The 20596-nt window shown below is 41.3% G+C and carries 22 protein-coding genes; 14 read left to right on the top strand and 8 right to left on the bottom strand.

What is annotated here, in order from left to right; genetic code table 11:
- Positions 1–5 precede the first annotated feature (5 nt).
- The 3 genes from ACFOZY_RS10010 to ACFOZY_RS10000 all read left to right on the top strand — a co-directional run bounded on the left by ACFOZY_RS10010 (position 6) and on the right by ACFOZY_RS10000 (position 2420).
- Entirely contained in the window at positions 6–401 is a 396-nt protein-coding gene (locus ACFOZY_RS10010) for a DsrE/DsrF/DrsH-like family protein (protein ID WP_378154938.1), read from the top strand.
- Between the two features lie 45 nt (positions 402–446).
- Complete coding sequence (locus ACFOZY_RS10005; RefSeq protein ID WP_378154936.1) at positions 447–1574, top strand: MBL fold metallo-hydrolase; 1128 nt, start codon at positions 447–449, stop codon at positions 1572–1574.
- Between the two features lie 69 nt (positions 1575–1643).
- Positions 1644–2420: a sulfite exporter TauE/SafE family protein gene (locus ACFOZY_RS10000; RefSeq protein WP_378154934.1), complete on the top strand. Its 777-nt coding sequence runs from the start codon at positions 1644–1646 to the stop codon at positions 2418–2420.
- A gap of 40 nt (positions 2421–2460) precedes the next feature.
- Here the strand turns inward: ACFOZY_RS10000 and ACFOZY_RS09995 are convergent, their stop codons facing one another.
- Positions 2461–2850, bottom strand: a complete 390-nt coding sequence (locus ACFOZY_RS09995; RefSeq protein ID WP_378154932.1) for a DUF302 domain-containing protein — start codon at positions 2848–2850, stop codon at positions 2461–2463.
- A 152-nt stretch (positions 2851–3002) separates the two neighbouring features.
- Here ACFOZY_RS09995 and ACFOZY_RS09990 point away from each other — a divergent pair, with 152 nt between their 5' ends.
- The 6 genes from ACFOZY_RS09990 (at position 3003) to ACFOZY_RS09965 (ending at position 9441) form a co-directional block, all read left to right on the top strand.
- Complete coding sequence (locus ACFOZY_RS09990; RefSeq protein ID WP_378154930.1) at positions 3003–3551, top strand: hypothetical protein; 549 nt, start codon at positions 3003–3005, stop codon at positions 3549–3551.
- 14 nt (positions 3552–3565) lie between these two features.
- Positions 3566–4063 (top strand): Cys-tRNA(Pro) deacylase, encoded by a 498-nt coding sequence (gene ybaK, locus ACFOZY_RS09985; RefSeq protein WP_378154928.1) that lies wholly within the window; start codon positions 3566–3568, stop codon positions 4061–4063.
- Between the two features lie 74 nt (positions 4064–4137).
- Complete coding sequence (locus tag ACFOZY_RS09980; RefSeq protein WP_378154926.1) at positions 4138–4773, top strand: YczE/YyaS/YitT family protein; 636 nt, start codon at positions 4138–4140, stop codon at positions 4771–4773.
- Between the two features lie 71 nt (positions 4774–4844).
- A complete protein-coding gene (locus ACFOZY_RS09975; protein WP_378154924.1) occupies positions 4845–5912 on the top strand; it encodes a hypothetical protein in 1068 nt (355 codons plus the stop codon).
- 108 nt (positions 5913–6020) lie between these two features.
- The gene (locus tag ACFOZY_RS09970; protein WP_378154921.1) at positions 6021–8132 is read left to right on the top strand and encodes a hypothetical protein; all 2112 of its coding nucleotides are present in this window, start codon (positions 6021–6023) and stop codon (positions 8130–8132) included.
- A gap of 118 nt (positions 8133–8250) precedes the next feature.
- Entirely contained in the window at positions 8251–9441 is a 1191-nt protein-coding gene (locus ACFOZY_RS09965; protein ID WP_378154918.1) for a glycine C-acetyltransferase, read from the top strand.
- Here ACFOZY_RS09965 and ACFOZY_RS09960 read toward each other — a convergent pair.
- The 3 genes from ACFOZY_RS09960 to ACFOZY_RS09950 are packed head-to-tail and all read right to left on the bottom strand — an operon-like array spanning position 9431 to position 10426.
- Complete coding sequence (locus ACFOZY_RS09960) at positions 9431–9562, bottom strand: hypothetical protein (protein WP_378154916.1); 132 nt, start codon at positions 9560–9562, stop codon at positions 9431–9433. The two genes, ACFOZY_RS09965 and ACFOZY_RS09960, sit on opposite strands and share 11 nt — an antisense overlap.
- A gap of 55 nt (positions 9563–9617) precedes the next feature.
- Positions 9618–9788 (bottom strand): hypothetical protein, encoded by a 171-nt coding sequence (locus tag ACFOZY_RS09955; RefSeq protein WP_378154913.1) that lies wholly within the window; start codon positions 9786–9788, stop codon positions 9618–9620.
- Between the two features lie 5 nt (positions 9789–9793).
- Positions 9794–10426: a hypothetical protein gene (locus tag ACFOZY_RS09950; RefSeq protein WP_378154911.1), complete on the bottom strand. Its 633-nt coding sequence runs from the start codon at positions 10424–10426 to the stop codon at positions 9794–9796.
- A 183-nt stretch (positions 10427–10609) separates the two neighbouring features.
- On the opposite strand from ACFOZY_RS09950, the gene ACFOZY_RS09945 reads away from it, so the two are divergent.
- Complete coding sequence (locus ACFOZY_RS09945; RefSeq protein ID WP_378154909.1) at positions 10610–11551, top strand: L-threonine 3-dehydrogenase; 942 nt, start codon at positions 10610–10612, stop codon at positions 11549–11551.
- 156 nt (positions 11552–11707) lie between these two features.
- On the opposite strand, the gene ACFOZY_RS09940 is transcribed toward ACFOZY_RS09945, so the two are convergent.
- The 3 genes from ACFOZY_RS09940 to ACFOZY_RS09930 all read right to left on the bottom strand — a co-directional run bounded on the left by ACFOZY_RS09940 (position 11708) and on the right by ACFOZY_RS09930 (position 14297).
- Positions 11708–13054, bottom strand: coding sequence for a YjiH family protein (locus ACFOZY_RS09940; RefSeq protein ID WP_378154907.1), 1347 nt, complete (start codon positions 13052–13054; stop codon positions 11708–11710).
- Positions 13055–13245: 191 nt separating this feature from the next.
- Positions 13246–13932, bottom strand: a complete 687-nt coding sequence (bshB2, locus tag ACFOZY_RS09935) for a bacillithiol biosynthesis deacetylase BshB2 (RefSeq protein ID WP_378154905.1) — start codon at positions 13930–13932, stop codon at positions 13246–13248.
- An 11-nt stretch (positions 13933–13943) separates the two neighbouring features.
- On the bottom strand, positions 13944–14297 hold the full coding sequence (locus ACFOZY_RS09930) for a YojF family protein (protein ID WP_378154903.1): 354 nt from the start codon (positions 14295–14297) through the stop codon (positions 13944–13946).
- 151 nt (positions 14298–14448) lie between these two features.
- Between ACFOZY_RS09930 and ACFOZY_RS09925 the strand changes: the two genes are divergently transcribed.
- From ACFOZY_RS09925 to ACFOZY_RS09910, 4 genes are all read left to right on the top strand, one after another.
- Positions 14449–15489 carry an ABC transporter permease gene (locus tag ACFOZY_RS09925; RefSeq protein WP_378154900.1) on the top strand — a complete coding sequence of 347 codons (1041 nt, stop codon included), beginning with the start codon at positions 14449–14451 and terminating at the stop codon, positions 15487–15489.
- Positions 15490–15588: 99 nt separating this feature from the next.
- Positions 15589–16476 carry an ABC transporter permease subunit gene (locus tag ACFOZY_RS09920; RefSeq protein WP_378154897.1) on the top strand — a complete coding sequence of 296 codons (888 nt, stop codon included), beginning with the start codon at positions 15589–15591 and terminating at the stop codon, positions 16474–16476.
- Entirely contained in the window at positions 16473–17501 is a 1029-nt protein-coding gene (locus tag ACFOZY_RS09915; protein WP_378154895.1) for an ABC transporter permease, read from the top strand. The genes ACFOZY_RS09920 and ACFOZY_RS09915 overlap by 4 nt, the downstream gene beginning before the upstream one ends.
- Positions 17502–17749: 248 nt before the next feature.
- The gene (locus ACFOZY_RS09910) at positions 17750–19558 is read left to right on the top strand and encodes a cation:proton antiporter (protein ID WP_378154893.1); all 1809 of its coding nucleotides are present in this window, start codon (positions 17750–17752) and stop codon (positions 19556–19558) included.
- A gap of 56 nt (positions 19559–19614) precedes the next feature.
- On the opposite strand, the gene pdxK is transcribed toward ACFOZY_RS09910, so the two are convergent.
- Positions 19615–20448: a pyridoxine/pyridoxal/pyridoxamine kinase gene (pdxK, locus tag ACFOZY_RS09905; RefSeq protein WP_378154891.1), complete on the bottom strand. Its 834-nt coding sequence runs from the start codon at positions 20446–20448 to the stop codon at positions 19615–19617.
- Between the last annotated feature and the right edge of the window lie 148 nt (positions 20449–20596).

Genomic DNA, 20596 nt, shown 5'->3' with positions numbered 1-20596 from the left:
TTAAAATGGGTAAAAAAGTAGCGATTATTGCAAGTAACGGTGAGATGTTTGATGCATATAAGGTGTTTAATATTGCGACTGCAGCAGCAGCAACAGATATGGAAGTGAAAATATTCTTCACGTTTGAAGGACTGAATTTGATTCATAAACAAGCAAGTCAACAACTTCCGATGCCGGCTGGTAAAGAGCATTTTGCAGAAGGATTCTCTAAAGCGAATGTGCCTGCTATCCCTGAATTGATTGAAATGGCACAGGACTTGGGTGTTACATTCATCGGCTGCCAAATGACAATGGATGTTATGGGTCTCGAAAAAGAGGCATTTGTAGATGGAGTTGAAGTCGGCGGGGCTGTTACATTCCTTGATTTCGCTAAAGATGCAGATGTGGCACTAACGTTTTAATCTATATTTTTTTAATAATTTTAATACCTAAGGGGGTATGTAAGAATGGCAATTACACCATGGAGCCCTGAGAAAGTGGCTCGTAAAGTTTTTAATAAAGAAACCTTGTTCATTTTGGATGTGCGGAATGAAAGCGACTTTTCCGACTGGAAAATTGAAGGAGAGAATATTGTCCATTTGAATGTCCCTTACTTTGACTTGCTTGATGGAGTAGAGGAGATTATGGATCAGCTTCCTTCTGACAAAGAAGTATTAGTAGTTTGTGCGAAGGAAGGTTCATCCGTAATGGTGGCAGAAATGCTTTCAGAAGCGGGGTTGGATGTTGCGTACTTGGAAGGCGGTATGAAAGCCTGGAGCGAACATTTGGAGCCTGTGAAGATTAGTGATTTAAAAGACGGAGGAGAACTGTACCAATTCGTTCGTATTGGAAAAGGATGCCTATCATATATGGTTGTTTCAGGTGGAGAAGCGGCTTTGATCGATACAACACGTATGACAGACGTATATGTAGATTTCGCAAATACATTGAATGCAAAGATTGTGCATGTCTTTGATACGCATCTTCATGCTGACCATATTTCAGGCGGAAGAACAATCGCAGAACAAACAGGGGCAACTTACTGGCTTCCTCCGAAAGATGCGGAAGAAGTAACGTTTGAATACAGCCCGTTGGTTGATGGTACTTCTGTAGAAATCGGTGCAAGTAAAATTGATATTAACGCGCTGTATACGCCTGGACATACAATTGGGTCCACATCATTCCTTGTGGATGATCAATATTTAATGACTGGCGACATCTTGTTCATCGATTCCATCGGACGTCCAGACTTGGCAGGAATGGCAGAAGATTGGGTAGGTGATCTTCGCGAGAGCCTATACAACAAATACCGTGAGCTGTCTGAAGAGTTGGTTGTTCTCCCAGCCCATTTCATGATTACGGAAGAATTGAACGAGGATGGCAGTGTGGCTGCAAAATTAGGTGACCTATTTAAACGTAACCACGGTCTACAAATTGAAGACGAATCCGAATTCCGACAGTTGGTAACGGAAAACTTACCACCACAGCCAAATGCGTATCAAGAAATCCGTCAAACGAATATGGGGAAAATTTCTCCGGATGAAGAGAAGCAACGCGAGATGGAAATCGGACCTAACCGTTGTGCGGTAAGATAAGGCATCTTTGGAATGGGACCACTTATGGTCCCATTTACTTTTAAAAAAATAATAGAAGGGGGAGTTGGTATGGATTTAGCTTTCATTGTGGTCATCTTCTTGATTGGTTTTATCGGATCCTTCGTTTCCGGAATGGTTGGTGTAGGCGGTTCCATTATCAAGTATCCAATGTTGTTATATATTCCGCCACTATTCGGAATTGCTGCATTTACTGCCCATGAAGTATCTGGAATAAGCGCAATTCAAGTGCTCTTTGCATCCATTGCTGGAGTATGGGCTTATCGTAAAGGCGGATACTTGAATAAATCATTAATCATCTATATGGGTGCTGCCATCTTGGTCGGAAGCTTCATCGGCAGTTTTGGGTCTAAAGCGTTGCCGGAAGATGCCGTGAACTTTGTTTATGGGGTATTGGCTTTGATTGCTGCAATTATGATGTTCATCCCTAAAAAGAATATCGATGAACAACCGTTAGATGAGGTAGCTTTCAATAAACCACTTGCCTCAATTCTTGCACTAATTGTAGGGATTGGTTCTGGGATTGTAGGAGCTGCCGGAGGATTCCTTTTAGTTCCGATTATGCTGACTGTCTTAAAAATCCCGACACGTATGACAATTGCTACAAGCTTAGCTGTCACATTCATTTCTTCAATTGGTAGTACTGCGGGTAAAATAATGACGGGACAAGTTGACTACGGTCCGGCGGTCATTATGATTATTGCGAGTATTATAGCTGCCCCTCTTGGTGCTAAAGCGGGAAGTAAAATAAATACGAAAGTCCTTCAAGGTATTTTGGCGTTACTTATATTAGGTACTGCGATCAAAACGTGGATAGACATTCTATAAAAATAAGACTCCAGTTTGTTTGTTGAACTGGAGTCTTTGCTTATTTACTTTGATCTAAAACACCGATCAATGTCTGTTCAATTTGAGTAGCAATTTGTTTTAGTTCCTCATTTTCTAACATGCTGACAAGTGAGGAAGGCTTTGGTAAACCGATGGCTGTTTCACCTTCGTCTTCATATACTGCAATTTTACATGGCAGGAAATAGCCGACTAAAGGATTCACATTCAACACCTTGGCAGCTTCAACGGGATTGCAGACTTCGAGAATATGATAAGGTGTTGTGTAACTGTTTACGCCTTTTTCCTGTAGTTTAGCTGTAAGGTCCAAATGCCATAGAACGCCGAATTTGTTATTCTTTAAATTTTCCTCTACTGATGAAATTGCTTCTGAGATTGTTTTAGAAGTTTTAACTGTGTAGTGAAAATCCATAATCACACTCCCTTTCAAAAGTAGTATTCACTTATATGCGGAAGAGGAAACATTAAAAATGAGGTTAACAAGTTTGACTAATAATGATTAGTTTCCAATTTTCAAAAAGAACAATTATAATAAAAGAAAGAATTGAGGGGGAGGCGGTACGTGTGTTATCAAGTCAGATTAGTTATGGGAATACAAGACACTTCCAAATGCGAAACGCTGAACAATCTTATCGCAAACATACGGAATATATGAATACACGGAAACCTTCCCTGACGGATTTGGAAGATTTGTTAACCGGAAAGAAAGAACGTGAGCTTTTCAGGGCTGGCCAGGTTCCGTTGATGATTGCAAAACCCGGTGCTTCTCATGAAGAAACGATACAGGAATTGGAAAACGTCCGGAGAGAGTCGTTATCTTCCGTGCCACCAACTGCTTTAGAGTTGAGAACAGCGGCAAGTGCCTCAGCTAAGATCAATGAAGTTCGGGCTCAGCAAGCAGTCGATCGTGCAGCGGAGAGGCAAATTGAGCTTGAAGTAGATCATTTAAATAAGATTGAAATTCAATCGAGAGAAGCAGCAACAGAACCTGAATACGGGAAGCTGGTTAGGCGGCGACAATATGAATTGGCTGTTAGTAAATATGCCTATCAGGCAGAGTTTAAGAAACGAGGATTCGAGCCGGAACAACCAAGCTTTTTCAGGATTGCATAAGGAGTACACAAGTTATGGCAAAGCAGAAGGTTTCAAAAACGAATGCAGTGCGTCAATTGGACCAAAACGGAATTCCTTACGAACTGATGGAATACAATGTGGACGACGGTCAGATCGATGGGGTGACGGTTGCACAAAAAACAGGTCAGCCTGTTGAGACTGTGTATAAGACACTCGTTACGACAGCGGGACCTGGGAAGTTGTATGTATTCGTTATTCCCGTTGCGGAAGAGTTAAACTTGAAAGAGGCTGCCAAAGCAGTAAAAGAAAAAAAGTTAGAGATGCTCCATGTGAAGGATCTTCTGCCGACTACGGGTTATATTCGGGGAGGCTGTTCCCCTGTCGGAATGAAGAAGTTATATCCTACGTTCATTCATTCGGCTGCACAAGAGCTGCAAACAATCGTTGTAAGCGCTGGAAAGCAGGGACTGCAAATGAAGTTGCAACCTGCTGAATTGATGAAAATAACGAGAGCTACATACTCGGAACTCACACAATCATCGAACGATTGATACTATACATTATTGACGAACCCATTCCTGTTCAAGAGGTGTGGGTTTTCGTGTGGAAGGAGGGAACTGGCGGGATGAATAGGGAACAGCTGTGGCGTTGGGGATTCTATTGTATTGGAATGATAATTTTAGCTTTAGGGATCGCTATGACAATAAAAGGTGATCGACTAGGGATTGCTCCGTGGGATGTGCTTCATGTTGGCTTATATATGAACTACGGTTTGACGATTGGAACATGGAATATCATCGTGAGTGCCAGTTTATTGGTGATCATCTATTTCCTTTCCAAGAAAATGCCCTCACTACCGACGTGGCTTAATATATTTGTCATCGGGATATTCATTGATATTTATCTTTATATTCTCCCGTCCGTTTCTTCAATCACCGGGAATATCGTGATGTTCGTGTCCGGGATTCTCATCATGGGAATCGGCATCGGACTTTACGTCGCACCTGAAATCGGTGCCGGCCCTCGTGACAGCCTCATGCTCTATATAGGGAAGCGAACGGGCTGGGGATTGCGAAAGGTACGGACATTGTTGGAAGCTGCCGCCGCTATAGTAGGGTGGGTTTTAGGGGGGCCAGTGGGAATCGGAACCATCATCATGGCCATTCTGTTAGGGCAGGTTGTCCACTATTCAATCAGCCGGTTCCGTTTCTTATTAGAAAAGTGCCAGAATATCGGTGATAGCCAATTGAAGGCTGAATAGAGTACGCATTTGCGTGCTTTTTTTTATTTTCCAAGCATAAACTGAACCATTGAATAGAAGGGGTGGTTAGGTTGACTGGAACAATAACACATTTCATGGGCATGGCTTACACAGGCGGCGGTGTCCGTCATAAATATGAGGATTTGATAAAAGACGCATCCAAAGTGTACTTCTTCAAAACTCCGCCAACAAAGGAATTGTCATCCGGTTTAAAGGAAATCGGACTTCAATGGGTGAAAAAAGGGTTCGACATTGAATGTTTCGCGGACCCCCTTGTACCGGATTCAATTGACGCTGTGTACGTAAAAGAGGCCAATGTATTTTATCTTCAAGCTTCCCATCCGTTGTCAATTGAACCGACGAATTTCGGCTCCAACCATAAAGTCATTCCATTATACGATATGTATGAAGGAGAGAAACTGAGTGAGCAAGGAGGTCTGATTCGTGAATACGTATTAAAGTCGGAACAGACATTAGAAAGAGCTTTAACCGCATTAAATGAGGCGAAAAAGATTCATGATGACTGGGAAGTATTAAATATTAACCGAATGAATTGGGACAAACACATAGAAATGACAGAAGACATTATAAAAGATTTAATGGGAACGCTTCGACTGAATAAAAAAGCGAAGATCTCTAATCGGTTGATCGGCTCGCTGACCGTTGGTGGTGCTAAAGACTTTGTCCCATCCATTACAAGAGGTTCACATAGAAGACTTCTCATCAAAGGTCTGCCTGGAACAGGTAAGTCAACTATGATGAAAGCAATTGGTCAGGAAGCGGAAAGACGCGGACTGGACGTTCTTTACGGCTGGTGCGGTTTGGACCCGAGAAGTGTAGATTTGGTTGTCATTCCCGAACTGATGGTATCCATTTTCGATAGTACTCCTCCTCATGAATATGAGATTGAACGTACTGGAGATGAGATTATAGATATTGCGTCATTGTGTGCAAAAGATGAAGAAGCAGAAAAGAAAATCGAAGAGGTAAAATATACCTACACCGAAAAAATGTTAGACGCACGCGGGTATATGCATAGCTATGGAGACTCCTATAATTTGGTAAGGAAGTGGGTGGATTCATCTATTTCACAACGAAAAATGCAAGACACTGTCAATAATCTATTACTTGAGATATAGAATCCGATAGTCCCAAAAATAGTGATTTCATCGTATTTTCTATAATTTTCAGAATGATAGAATTAAACTACTTTCTGAAAAATTAAAGAAATGAGAGGGGTCACAACATTGAAAAAGAGTAAATGGTTATCCATTTTGTCAGTCGGCGCATTGTCGGCATCTCTATTTGCACCTGGCGCAGCAGCACCTCAAGTTGAAGCGGCATCCCCATATGCTAACTGGGATGTACAAAAATACGGGGATCGTGTTGACATTGACGGTTACCTGAATCAGCTTTCTCAAGATGATTCGTATTTGAAGCAAGCAGAACAGAAATTGAAGGAGCAGGCAGAAGGCTTGTTTGATGGGGAGGAAGAAGCAGGCGATGAAACAACTGCTGATCCGAACTTCACTTATGATGGCGGCACAAAGAAATTTTTGAACCGCAATCTTGAGTTCAAAGATTTCACACTTCGTTCAGTAGGTGACAACGTTGAAATTTGGGTTGCGAAAGACTTAGCGTACGGCCCAAATAACCCGAAACCGGCTGATGTAGTAACACAAGAACAAGTTGATAAACTCCGTGATGAATTTGATTCCAACATATATCCAAAAGCAACGGACTTCTTCGGAACTCCTGAAGCGTTAGACGGTTCTAATTCACCTCTACCAGGGATGGTAGGCTTGCCAGATGACTATTATGAAGGATCTGATAAAGTCATCATGCTTGTTGATAACGTAAAAGATGAAGGTTGGAATAATCCAAGCTATCCATTTTTTGTAGCCGGGTTCTTCTGGCAAACCCTTGAAAACTATATGGACCGTAACATCATTACAATCGATTCAAATTCTTGGGACACTCGTCTTGAGTCTACGTTCTTTGGAACGACAATCCATGAGCTTCAGCACTTGATCCAAGCCGATCATGACGGTGCAGAAGAGTCTTGGTTGAATGAAGGATTCTCTACTTTCTCTGAATACCTTGGCGGTTACGGACATGATGCAAGTTCCATCAACTTCTACCTTGATCACCCAGAAAACTCACTTGTAAACTGGGATGAACACCAAGGTGCTGTAACAGGTCCTGAAACGATTGCAGACTACGGCCAAACATACTTGTTCACACTATACATGTACGACAAGTTCGGTAAAGAATTCATTCGTGACTTGGCTACTGATGGTGAGTACCAAGGTATTGAAAGTGTGAATAACAAGCTTATTGAAGATAAAACAGGTAAAAACTTCTTACAAGTTTACCAAAACTTCATGACGGCTTTGGCTCTTGATAGCGACAAAGTAAGCAATGACTATAACTTCGACAGCATTGATATCCGTGAACTTCCAGTTGGAAACACTGGCGAAAAACGCGGTAAAACTGTTGACTTTGAACAAGCATTGACGTTTGAAAAAGAAGGGGTTCCTGCTTGGGGTGGAGACTTCAAGTCTCTTGACTTCGGTAAAGACGCTCGTACATTGAAATTCAATGGTGTTGACTTCTTGCCTCTTCAATGGCAAACGGTAACAGATCCACTTGACTCCGGTGAGCAAGTTCTTCATGGAGGTAACGCAAGCGAAGCGGATCATACATTGATTTTTGAAGCTGACCTTACAAACCAAACTTCTGCAACGTTGAACTTCGATCACTACTATAATATCGAAGAAGACTGGGACTTCGGTGTCGTTCAAGTTTCTACAGACAATGGGGAAACATGGAATAGTCTATCTAATGAAAATACGAAGAACACGGTAGTGCCGCAAGGATATCCAACAATTAAAGACAATATGCCAGGATTCACAGGTACAAACGCTGAATGGACTGCAGAATCATTTGACCTTAGTGAATATGCTGGCGAAAAAGTTCTTGTTTCCTTCCGTTACTTAACAGACTGGGCTTCTCAAGAACCAGGCTGGTACATCAAGAACATCGAAGTAGCAGAAGCAGGATTCACTGCTGACGGTTCTTCTGTTGAACCATTCAAATCTCTTGCAGAAGTGAAAGGTGAATATGTCGACTTCACAGTGACATTCATCCAAACGAAGAAAAACGGAAGCCAAAAAGTTGTTCACGTGGATCCGTTCAACGTGAATGACAAAGAAGCTCTTCAAATCCGTAACTTCTTGACTGAAGGCAATGTTCAAATGATCACTACTTATGCTGCTAAAGCAGGAGACAAAAACCCTGTTGAATTCACATACGAAGTTGGTTTGAAATCAAACAACGGTAAGAAAAAAATAAAATAATCCACTTAAGGAGCGGGCTCAAATCGAGTCCGCTCTTTTGTTGAGTGAAGGCAATACGTGAGACTTCCCCTTTTATGATAGAATGGAGGCAAGAAATCCTCTTGAAAGGAAGATTCAATTGTCGCAGAAGTTAGAAGCATTTTTGAATGAAAACTTGGAAGATCTACGTGGTCAAGGATTATACAATGAAATTGACCCGGTTGAAGGTGCAAACGGACCTATTATAAAAATTGGCGGGAAAGACTTGATTAACCTTTCTTCCAATAACTATCTTGGTTTGGCAACAAACGATGATTTAAAGAAGATTGCCCAAGAAACGATTGAGAAGTACGGAGTAGGGGCGGGGGCAGTGCGTACGATTAACGGTACACTAGACCTCCATGTGAAATTAGAGGAGAAGCTTGCAGAGTTTAAAGGAACGGAAGCAGCGATTTCCTACCAATCAGGCTTTAACTGTAATATGGCAGCGATTTCCGCAGTCATGGACAAGAATGACGCGATTTTATCGGATGAATTAAACCATGCTTCCATTATCGATGGTTGTCGTTTATCCCGCGCGAAAACAATCCGTTTCAATCACTCTGATATGGAAGACTTGCGTGCGAAAGCTAAAGAAGCTGTCGAGTCGGGGCAATACAACAAAGTAATGGTCATTACAGATGGCGTATTCTCAATGGATGGCGATTTGGCAAAGCTTCCTGAAATCGTGGAGATTGCGAAAGAATTCGATCTGATTACGTATGTAGACGATGCCCACGGTTCAGGTGTAATGGGCAAAGGTAAAGGAACAGTTAAACATTTCGGTCTTGAGAAAGAAATCGACTTCCAAATCGGTACGTTATCAAAAGCGATCGGTGTTGTAGGAGGATACGTAGCAGGTAAGAAAAACCTGATTGACTGGCTGAAAGTCCGTTCACGTCCATTCTTATTCTCCACAGCTTTACCACCGGGTGACGTCGCAGCGATTACTGCAGCCGTTCAAATGATCATGGATTCGACAGAGCTGCATGACAAGCTTTGGGAAAACGGTGATTATCTAAAAGCTGGATTAAAGAAATTGGGCTTTAACATCGGAAATTCCGAAACACCGATCACACCTTGCATTATTGGTGATGAGAAGCTTACACAGCAATTCTCAAAGCGTTTGTTTGAAGAAGGTGTGTACGCAAAATCGATCGTCTTCCCAACAGTTCCAAAGGGAACAGGACGTGTCCGTAATATGCCAACAGCCGCGCATACGAAAGAAATGCTCGACCAAGCGATTGAGGTTTATGAAAAAGTCGGGAAAGAACTTGGCGTTATTTCATAATCGGTAATAAGAGGCGTATAATCGGTAGTAAATGGCCGGAAATCGGTAGTAAACCCTCTATAATCGGTAGTAAAACAGTTAAAATCGGTAGTAAAACATCAATAATCGGTAGTAACCACAAATTTGACCTAAAAAATCACCTGTCTCAAATCTGAGGCAGGTGATTTATCATTTTATTATGATTTAGGCAATTCAACCGTTTGGATTACATCTATTTCATGCACCGTCGTCAGTTCGCCGTCTCCCAATTCAATATCGTAACGGGTCGTATGCTCATCCAATCGTTCCAGGGTGATTAAACCAATTCGGCCATCCGAAAGTTCAACGTACTCTCCTTCAACATACATGAAACTCACCTCCACTCATCGCTGCGTTTAAATGAATAGTAAAGTGAATATTTTTGGATACCCCGAGTAAGACGGACCGCTTCGTCGGCTTCTTTCCTCATGGTTTCCATGTCCCCATTTTCCTTTGCTACTAATGCATCCAATGCATGAATCATCCACGGCTCATTTATATTATTTTTCCACTCATCGACCTGATTAAACTTCCGTTTTAAAATAGCATGATAAGCCAAATAATAAGATTGTAAGGGTTCTGTCCCAATCTTTTCAGCATGTTCCTTCATTGTAGGTAAATCATTTTCCATGGCAGCTAAAATAGCACCATATGTATGTTGCAAAGAAGCCTGCTGGTATTTAGTGAGAATCCTCTTAAGAGATTCCTTCAATTCCGCTTCATTTCCGTGTGCCAACAAATAAGGATAGGAGTACAACGGTTTGTTTTTGTACATTTTTAGGAACCGGCCAATGGCTTTTAAGGAATTGGATTTATATGTATACCACATAGATGGGCCGATCAACAAAGCGAAATAGGCAAGGACCATCAAGAAGAATACGAGCCATCTTTCAACCCCGATTTGAATCAGCATAGAAGAGATGGAAATTAGAACTAAGAAAATAATTGTTAAAAACACTATATGCATCGTACACCTCTAATTGTTTTTCATCCATTATAACAAAAATGAAAAATGTGGCGGGCAAAGGATTAATATTGTATATTAGGCAAAGACAAAATATAATAATAGATGTAATAATCGTTGATAAATCAATGTTTTCTTATAATGATATGTACACTCTGAAAATACAATTGTTTAAGGGGAGAGAATATGAAAAGGATTATGGTAACAGGGGCTTTGGGGCAAATCGGTTCCGAATTAATTGACAAACTACGCGAAACCTATGGGGCAGAAAATGTTTTGGCTACTGATATTAGAGAATGCACTACTCAAAAAGGACCGTTTGAGGTACTCGATGTCATGGATGCAAACCGTATGCGTGAGCTGGCTAAGGAATTCAAGGCAGACACTATTATGCATATGGCGGCATTACTATCGGCAACCGCAGAGGCGAAGCCGTTACTTGCTTGGAATTTGAATATGGGGGGACTCGTGAATGCTTTGGAAACTGCACGTGAATTGAATATGCAATTTTTCACTCCAAGTTCCATTGGTGCATTTGGTCCGTCCACACCGAAGGAAAATACGCCACAGGACACATTGCAACGTCCCACAACCATGTATGGGGTAAATAAAGTCGCAGGAGAGTTGTTATGCGATTATTACTATCATAAGTTCGGCGTTGATACGCGTGGCGTCCGCTTCCCGGGATTGATTTCCTACGTTACCCCTCCTGGCGGGGGAACGACAGACTATGCGGTTGATATTTACTACAAAGCGGTTGAAGAGGGTAAATACACGTCCTTCATTGCCGAGGGTACCTATATGGATATGATGTATATGCCTGATGCACTCCAAGCGATCATCGACTTAATGGAAGCGGAACCATCCAAGTTGATTCACCGAAATGCATTCAACGTGACGGCGATGAGCTTTGAACCGGCAGAGATTGCGGCATCCATTAAAAAGATTATTCCAACATTTGAATTGAACTATGAGGTCGATCCTGTCCGCCAATCGATTGCAGACAGCTGGCCAGACTCCATAGATGCGACAGCTGCTAAAGAGGAGTGGGGATTCAAAGCACAATACGATCTTGATTCGATGACGAAAGAAATGATTGAAAAACTAACTGATAGATTGAAAAAATAAATCCTAAGACTGCCTCGATTGCAAAAGCATCGAGAGCAGTCCTTTTTATTGCATTAATAGGGAGAGCAGGAGAATGAATATTGGAGTAATACTACATATTATTTCATGATAGAAGAATAGCAAAAGGCTCCCGCAATAACGGGAGCCTTAAGGTTATTAGAAAATCAAATGTGCAACTCCGACAATAATCGGTAAAGAAATAATTGTACGAAGTAAGAAGATAATGATAAGGTCCTTAAAGTTTACAGGAATTTTGGAACCGAGGAGCAGTCCTCCGACCTCGGACATGTAAATCAATTGAGTAACAGACATCGTAGCAATGACGAAACGTGTGAATTCGGATTCAATTCCTGAACCTAAAATAGCAGGCAAGAACATATCTGCAAATCCGACAACCATTGTTTGAGCAGCTTCTGCTGCTTCCGGCACTCCTAACACAGTTAAGATCGGGATGAATGGAGAACCAAGCCATTTAAAGAACGGTGTATATTCAGCGATTACAAGTGTGACTGTACCAAATGCCATAACGACTGGCGGGATGAACACCCACATATCAATGACATTTTTTAAACCGGATTTTAGGACTTGTCCGAATGAACCTACAGATGACGCCTTTTCTAATGCTTTCTCTACACCATGCGAAACAACATTATAGCCTTCAGGCAACTCTTCAGCATTCTTATCAATCGGTCTGCCGTCAATGTATTCTTCCGTCTTCCGGGATAATGGATAAATCCTTGGCATGATGAGGGCTAAGACAAAACCTGCTAAAACGACCGTTCCATAGTAAGGAAGGAAGTATTGACTTAAATTCATTTCCTCAATGACAACAACTGCGAATGTAATGGAGACAATCGAAAATGTGGTTCCGACAATTGCCGCTTCTTTCTTCGTATAGAAACCATCTTCGTACTGCTTACTTGTCAACAATACTCCGATAGTTCCGTCCCCAATCCAAGATGCTAAAGCGTCGATGGAAGATCGGCCCGGTAACTTGAATAAGGGGCGCATGATTTTGACCATCATTGAGCCGAAAAACTCTAACAATCCAAAGTTCAATAGAAAAGGCAGGAACAAGCCGGCGAATAGGAAAATAGTGAATAGGAAGGAAACAAGTCCATCTGGCGCTAATAATAGTCCGCCAGTGTTTTCATTCCAAAAAGATTCAGGTCCGAATTGCAGTACGACCATAAGGGCGAAAATCGCACCTAATACCCGAACGATTGTCCAAAACCAATTCACATTGAATAGATTACCGATAAATGAATGGGTGTCATTTGAACGGATAAATTTCATCGCCAATGTTAAAATTGCGGTAATGACGAGGACGATGGTGACTGTCCAAGGCATGATCGGCTCCACATACCCTGCCACCCAATTGGCGAGCATGGCAACCGGGATTTTCCATCCCTCTTCAGTTGGTAATGGAATCATGAATAACAAAATGCCTATAATTGACGGCAACAGAAAAATCAGCCATGTAGATGGTGAGAATTTTTTCAAGAATAGTCCCCCTGTAAAATAAGTGTATAATAATTCGTATATATCGTATGAATATACATAATAAGAACAGATGAGCAAAAAGTCAATGGAACATGGAATAGACCTACTATTCAAAATACTATACCCTATAAAAAGGCTCCTACTCAATCATGAGTATGAGCCTTTAAGTGTTAACGATGCTTTAATATGAATTACTCAAAGTCCCTCTTCCATTTATAAAGGAAAAACCGTTCCTTTGATAGCCAATCTATCATTTCCTGATCTTCAGCTTTTAGTTTTTCCTCAATTTCAGGCATCATCCAACCTGTTTGGGAGATATGAGCTTTCATGGCATTCAATTTATTTTCCTGGGCATCCCGAACATCATGAATGACATCAGGAGTTCCGAGTGTTGCAAATGTGTTATTAGCGAATGCTACAAGGTAAAGTTTTGGTCGATCTGCTTCAGGCATCCTCCTAACCGCACGCACTACGGCTCTTGCCGTTGCTTCATGGTCCGGATGAACAGAATATCCGGGATAGAAGGAAATAATTAGAGACGGATTGAGCTCAGTGATTAAGTCATCTACGAGTTTCACCATATCCTCATCATCTTCGAATTCAATTGTTTTATCGCGCAAACCCATCATTCGCAAATCAGTCAGTCCCATTGCTTTTGCGGATGACTGTAGTTCCTTTTTACGGACTTGTGGGAGGGTTTCCCGTGTGGCAAAAGGAGGATTTCCTAAATTCCTTCCCATTTCACCTAATGTTAGACAGGCATATGTTACAGGAATACCCATTTTAATATACGTAGATATTGTTCCAGAGACGCCGAATGCTTCATCATCCGGGTGAGGGAATATGACGAGCACTTGTTTTTCTTTTGCTAATGTCATGTTCATTCCTCCTAATAAGAAAATGGAGTGTCGCTAATTTGAAGTGCGACCGCCAGTTTTCCATCGTGATCGAGCCCTGCCATGAGTAGTCGGCCATGCTCATCCATTTCGTAATGTGTAATTCCTTGTGCATAAACCCAACCGTTTGGAAGTTTCAGTCCAACCCTATGAGGGAAATCTGGCGTTACTTTACCTAATTCATATTGGATGACTGCATTTCGAATAAATGCGCCTGCGTTAAATACTTTTTCGTCTTTATGTGAAGCGTATGCTCCATTAGTCGTTTCCAAATGGATATAAACATCCTTTTTAGAGAACGACTGAAGCAATTGCTGCAAATGCTCTGTCTTTACTGGTTCCATCATTAATCCTCCTAACGACTCGCTGCTTTCAATTTTAAGTATAGCAAAGCATAGAAAAATTGCGATTTTCGTGTTTCGAAATCAGATTGCAATACGTCCAATTCTTTGCTGTAATTTTTTAAACCTAAGAAAAGAGAAAGAGGGGGGATTTCAGTTGAGGAAATTCAGTGCCATATGGAAACAACCGTACTTTGTAATAGGATTCGTACTGATAACCATCCTGATTGGCGGGAGTTTTGTATACGAATGGATATATGGAAACGTTCCAAGTCAGACCTTTTATATTGAAGAGAATGGAAAACCGGTGGAAGGCCAACCGATTTCACCAAGACTTGAACATCCGATACATATTTTCGGGACGGATCAACACGGATATGATTTGCTCACGAAGATTATTTTAGGGGCAAAGTATACGATATTAGGAGCGTTGGGTGTGGCTGCACTTCGGATGTTACTTGCTGTTCCGGTCGGCCTGATCATCGGAACGTACTGGCGTAAATACCGTCATGGCATAAATAGCCTGATGGATCCGATCCACTATTTTCCCATGACGATTTTTGCTGTGTTTATACTGTCACCCATATTACTAATGCCTGTGGAAGGATTTACGTCAACTTTAATGGAACGAATCATGATAGAAGTGATTATTTTGGCACTACTCACTTCTCCCATTGTCATTTCATTGGTAGCTAACGAAACTTCCTTAATTTATACACAGGAATATATCTTAGCATCTAAGGCGCTCGGTGCAGGGAACGGAAGGCTGATTATTAAGCATATTCTTCCTCAACTACGTGAAAAACTCGTCATCATTTTCGGCCAACAAGTGGTGGAGACACTTATTTTGTTTACTCACTTGGGAATCATGAAGCTTTTCTTAGGAGGCACTAAAGTTTCTTACGATCCCGAAATGCCGGATCCACCAATGTCTATTTCCTATGAGTGGGCAGGACTTTTAGGTGATACATTCCGCTACTTAGTAGGTGCACCTTGGCTCCCACTCACACCGGCAGCTTTTTTTGCAGTTCTGATTTTTGCCATATCCAGTATGATGGAAGGATATATTCGGGCAACGAATCCTGAGTTAATACCGAGGAAAAGAAAGCGCATCACTCGTATTCAGGATGAAGTGATCGAATGGAACAGAGAGCAACTCCGTGAAAAGATGGAGCTGTTAAAGCAAGTACAGAAATAAAAAAAGAATTTATAAAGTAAGTTTTTAACATAAAGATCGTATGCTATCATGTTAACTATCAGAATTTTAACAGTAGAGAGAAAAAGAGGGGGACTCGATATGAAGGGTCTGGGAAAATGGCTGATGCAAATCATCATTGCTTTTGCAGCAATGATTGTGATGAGCGGATTACCAATAATCATCAGGGGGTTGCAACAAGGGGAACTTTGGTTAGAAAAAACAGTGGAAATCGTCATTCAGTCTGTCAAAAATCTTTTTCCACTTAAGGATTATGTATTTCAATATGACCAGGGCTGGGCGGGAGTAAAAGAGTATACTTACGCCAAGACATTGTCGGAATACGTGGAATACTCACTGCAAATCTTAGGACTGGCGTTGGCGGCTGCCGTAATCTTTGCCATCTTAGGAACTTTCATTACGATGTTATTTAAGGAAAAAACAAGACAGCGCATTAAGTTGACTTTCTATTTTCTTGAATCCATGCCTGATATTTTAGTGATAATGCTCGCCCAATTGTCAGTTGTGATGATTTTTAAACAAACAGGCGTCCTGATTTCCAAAGTTGCCGTGATCCAAGATGAACGGATATATTGGCTGCCTGTGTTGTGTTTAATGATTTTACCAATGATTCAGTTATACCGGTTGAGCATGCTGACATTTGAAGCGGAAGAGCGGAAATTGTATGTGGAATTCGCAAGGTCTCTCGGTTTTGGGAAACTGGTCATCCTCTTTTTCCATATTTATCGGAATGCCATTGTCAGTGTCTTTTTCCAATCGAAAAAAACGATGTGGTTTATGTTGTCAAATTTGTTCATTCTGGAATTGTTCTTTAATATGCCCGGAATCATGAATTTTTTAGCAGAGCATCTTACGACGGAAATCTTCTTACTGACCGTATTCGTATTCTTCGTCCCTGTGTTCATCATATATAGTATCGGTGAGTGGTACTTCCTCCGCCGTGTCAACAAAGGGGGAGTATCCACTTGAAGAATGTTTGGAGACAGCCTTTATTTGTGATCGGTTTTACCATCGTTTTCGGTTTGTTAGCTGGAAGCTTTGTATACGAATGGATTTTCGGAAATGAACCAAGCCAAACCTACTGGATTGAGGAAGATGGACGTCCGGTTGAAAGCTGGCCCATTTCTCCAAGGCTTGAAAGTCCTGTCCATATTTTTGGTACCGACCAGCTTGGCTACGACTTATTCAGCAAAATCATCTTAGGAGCAAAATATACGATTTTGTCTGCAATGGCCATCGCTGCTTTACGGATGCTCATTGCGGTTCCGATCGGTTTTATTATCGGAACATCTTTACGCAGATTCCGACCAGCAATTAACAGTCTTATTGACCCGATTCACTACTTGCCAGTTTCGATTTTTGCGATTTACATCTTAACTCCGATTCTATGGATGCCAAGAGAAGGATTTTCGTCGACACTGCTTGAACGGATCGTCATTGAAATTGTCATTCTGGCGTTTTTAACTGCGCCAATTGTAACTGCACTCGTTGCGAATGAATCTGCTTTGTTATATAAACAAGAATATATTTTAGCTTCAAAAACATTAGGGGCAAGCAATGGTCGAATTATCATCAAACACTTGTTGCCGCAATTGCGTGAAAAACTGTTTATTCTATATGGGCAGCAATTGGTTGAGACGCTAATTTTGTTCACGCATTTAGGCATGATGAAACTGTTTTTAGGAGGAACAAAGGTATCCTATGATTTGATAGGTGACCCGCCTATGTCCATTTCTTACGAATGGGCTGGCCTCTTCGGGGATACATTCCGCTCTCTAATGGGTGCACCATGGCTTCCCTTAACTCCAGCTATCTTCTTTGCTATCCTGATATTTGCTGTGTCAGCGATGATGGAAGGATTTACACGGGCGACAAACAGCCAAGCTTCAGTTAAAAGACGTAAGCGAATAACGTCAATTCCAGATGAAGTCATTGAATGGAACCGGGAACAATTGAAAGAAAAAATGACCCTTATGAAATCGGGTCAGCGGTAAGATCTATAATTCATTGAAACTGGCTATTTCAGAACAGATGGGAACCCGTTACATAAGGGTTCCTTTTCATTTACCATATTGGATAATTGACAATTTGATGGTGGTAAAGTCAATCTTCAAAAGAACGATGAAATCATTGAAGTGTTATGAATAAACATTGGGTAATAAATTTGATAAGATGTAGCTCTCTTACCTTTACATGAAAAAGTAAACGTTAAATGTAATGGAAAACAAAAAGAATGATGTAGGTGATTATTATTCAATCTGAATTAGCGATCTTGACTGTTGTGGTTATCATTTCAATCGGCATTTTCTCGCAGTTCGTTGCTTGGAGAATACAATGGCCGTCCATTGTTATTATGTCATTGGCTGGAATTTTGATCGGCCCCGTATTTGGAATGGTCAATCCGCAAGAAGTGTTGGGAGACCTTTATAGTCCGATTATTTCTCTTGCTGTAGCTTTGATATTATTTGAAGGTAGTACAAGCTTGGATATTCGTGAATTGAAGGGGATATCAAAGTCGGTTTATCGAATCGTGACCTTCGGTACATTCATTGCCTGGATTGCCGGCTCGTTAGCTGCGCATTTCATCGCAGGTCTAAGTTTAGAGATATCATTTATCATCGGAGGACTATTTGTTGTTACAGGACCTACCGTCATTATCCCGCTCTTGAGGCAAGCAAAATTAAAACCGAGGGTTTCCACAATATTGAAATGGGAAGGTATTATTGTTGACCCTATAGGCCCATTGTTAGCTTTATTCGCCTATGAAATCATTAAGATTACATCTGCAGAATCATTTAGTTTTGGTGATTTCATTCCATTCTTCAGTGGTGCGCTCATGGCAGCCTTATTAGGATTTCTAATCGGGATCGCCGTAAGTTATATAGTAGGGAAAGGGTTAATACCTGAGTATTTAAAGACGCCCATCATCTTCTGTTTCGTATTAATTTCCTTCACGGCAAGTGAAGTGATCATGCATGAAACGGGGATGCTTGCCGTAACCATCATGGGACTCACATTGGCACGGTCAAAGAAATATCTACATTCTCTTGGCAGTATCGGTCATTTCATGGAAAATATCTCGATACTATTGACATCCACTGTATTTATTTTGCTCACAGCATCTCTGACGCGCGATCAAATCATGGAAATTTTCACATGGCCGATTATGATTTTTGTAATCGCCATGCTAATTATTGTGAGACCATTGTCCATTTGGATTTCGACAATCGGCACTGAAATGACGTTAGAAGAGAGAACGCTTGTTGGCTGGATTGCGCCGAGAGGAATTGTGGCATTAGTGGTTTCAGGATATTTTGCATCCTTATTGCTTAGGGATGGATATCAAAATGCATCAATATTGACTTCACTCACGTTGGCGTTGGTCTTCTTGACGGTTTGTTTCCATGGATTTTCACTGGGACCACTTGCGCGAAAATTACATTTATCCACCGATGGCTCTGCAGGAGTGCTGATTGTGGGAGCCAGCAGCTTTTCGGTGGCCTTTGCCAATCATTTGAAGGAAATGGGCGTTAATGTATTGATCGCGGACACTTCAGGAGACCGACTCTATCGGGCACAGGACTTAGGTATTCATACGTATTATGGAGAAATTCTATCTGAGCATAGCGATTTTGAAATTGATATGACCCCATATGACTCGATATTGGCCATGAAAGGGGATGCGGCGTACAATGCACTTGTTTGCCAATCCTATATGCCGGAATTTGGTTACCATAATACATTTTCTTTACCCGTATCAACGAAACGACCTGAGTTTAAAGAAATTGCTCCGGCGTTGAAGGCGAATATTTTGTTCGGTGAAGAGGAAACATTTAATGAGCTAAATAAAAAAATCAATACGGGCTATTCTTTGGAAACGATAGAGGTTCAAGCGAAGGAAACCATTAAGAAAGATAATATGTTAAATCACGGGATTCCTTTATGTATGAAGAACAAAAATGGGGTATTAAACTTTGTTACATTGAAGGAGAAAATCTCGTTAGAAAAAGGGGACCAACTGGTGGTCTTAACAAAAGATCCGACCAAATAAGAAAAGGGTAATGACAGAAAATCGTCATTACCCTTTTTCATTTAAAGTCAGGGATCTTACACTTCCCGAGTAGTTACCTCAGGTGTACCGTATTTGTTTTTTGCACCATGTAAGACTGGACCGACATATTGATTTAACTTCCAGCCATGTTCGATAGCAGCTGCAACGAATTTCTTCGCTTCCAATACTGCCTCAGAAACATCAAGGCCGTTTGCCAAGTTAGCAGTGATGGCCGCTGCGAATGTACACCCGGCACCATGATTGTACATCGTTTCAGTTTTAGGAGATTCCAATAACGTGAACGTTTTCCCGTCGTAGAAAAGGTCCGCTGCTGTATCATGCTTCAACTGTTTGCCGCCTTTAACGACTACGTATTTTGCGCCAAGCTTATGAATTTTTTTAGCTGCTTCTTTCATGTCCTCGATTGAACGTAGGGGTCCGTTGCCAGCTAATTGACCTGCTTCAAATAAGTTAGGTGTGACGACGAGCGCCTTAGGTAGAAGATATTCGATCATCGCATCGACTGTACCTGGATTCAATACTTCATCTTCACCTTTACATACCATAACAGGATCGATGACAACCTTGTCCGTACCAGTTGCTTCAATACCACGTGCTGCGGCTTCGATAATTTCCTCATTTGCCAACATTCCTGTTTTAACAGCGTCGATTCCAGTGGACGCAGCTGTTTTCACTTGTGCATCAATCACTTCAGTCGACATTGGATAGACGCCGTGGCTCCAGCCGTTATCCGGATCCATCGTAGCAATTACAGTTAATACGTTCATACCGTATGTGCCATGTTCTTGGAACGTTTTTAAATCTGCTTGTATACCTGCGCCGCCTGATGTATCAGAACCGGCGATTGTAAGTGTTTTTTTCAATGTCATCGTTAAAGGCCCCTTTCTATTTACGATTCAATTTTAACAAAAATTGAGTGAATTACAACGATTGGCGTTTATGCCGTTCAAAATTGATGTATAGGAGGAATGACAAGAACTGGACCATTGTTCTACTTGGAACTTTTCTATATTGTTA

Source organism: Chungangia koreensis, from assembly GCF_042651785.1.
Taxonomy (GTDB): Bacteria; Bacillota; Bacilli; order Bacillales_A; family Planococcaceae; genus Chungangia; species Chungangia koreensis.
Note: the sequence above shows the minus strand (reverse complement) of the source record. Positions and strands in the feature narration are given on the sequence as shown.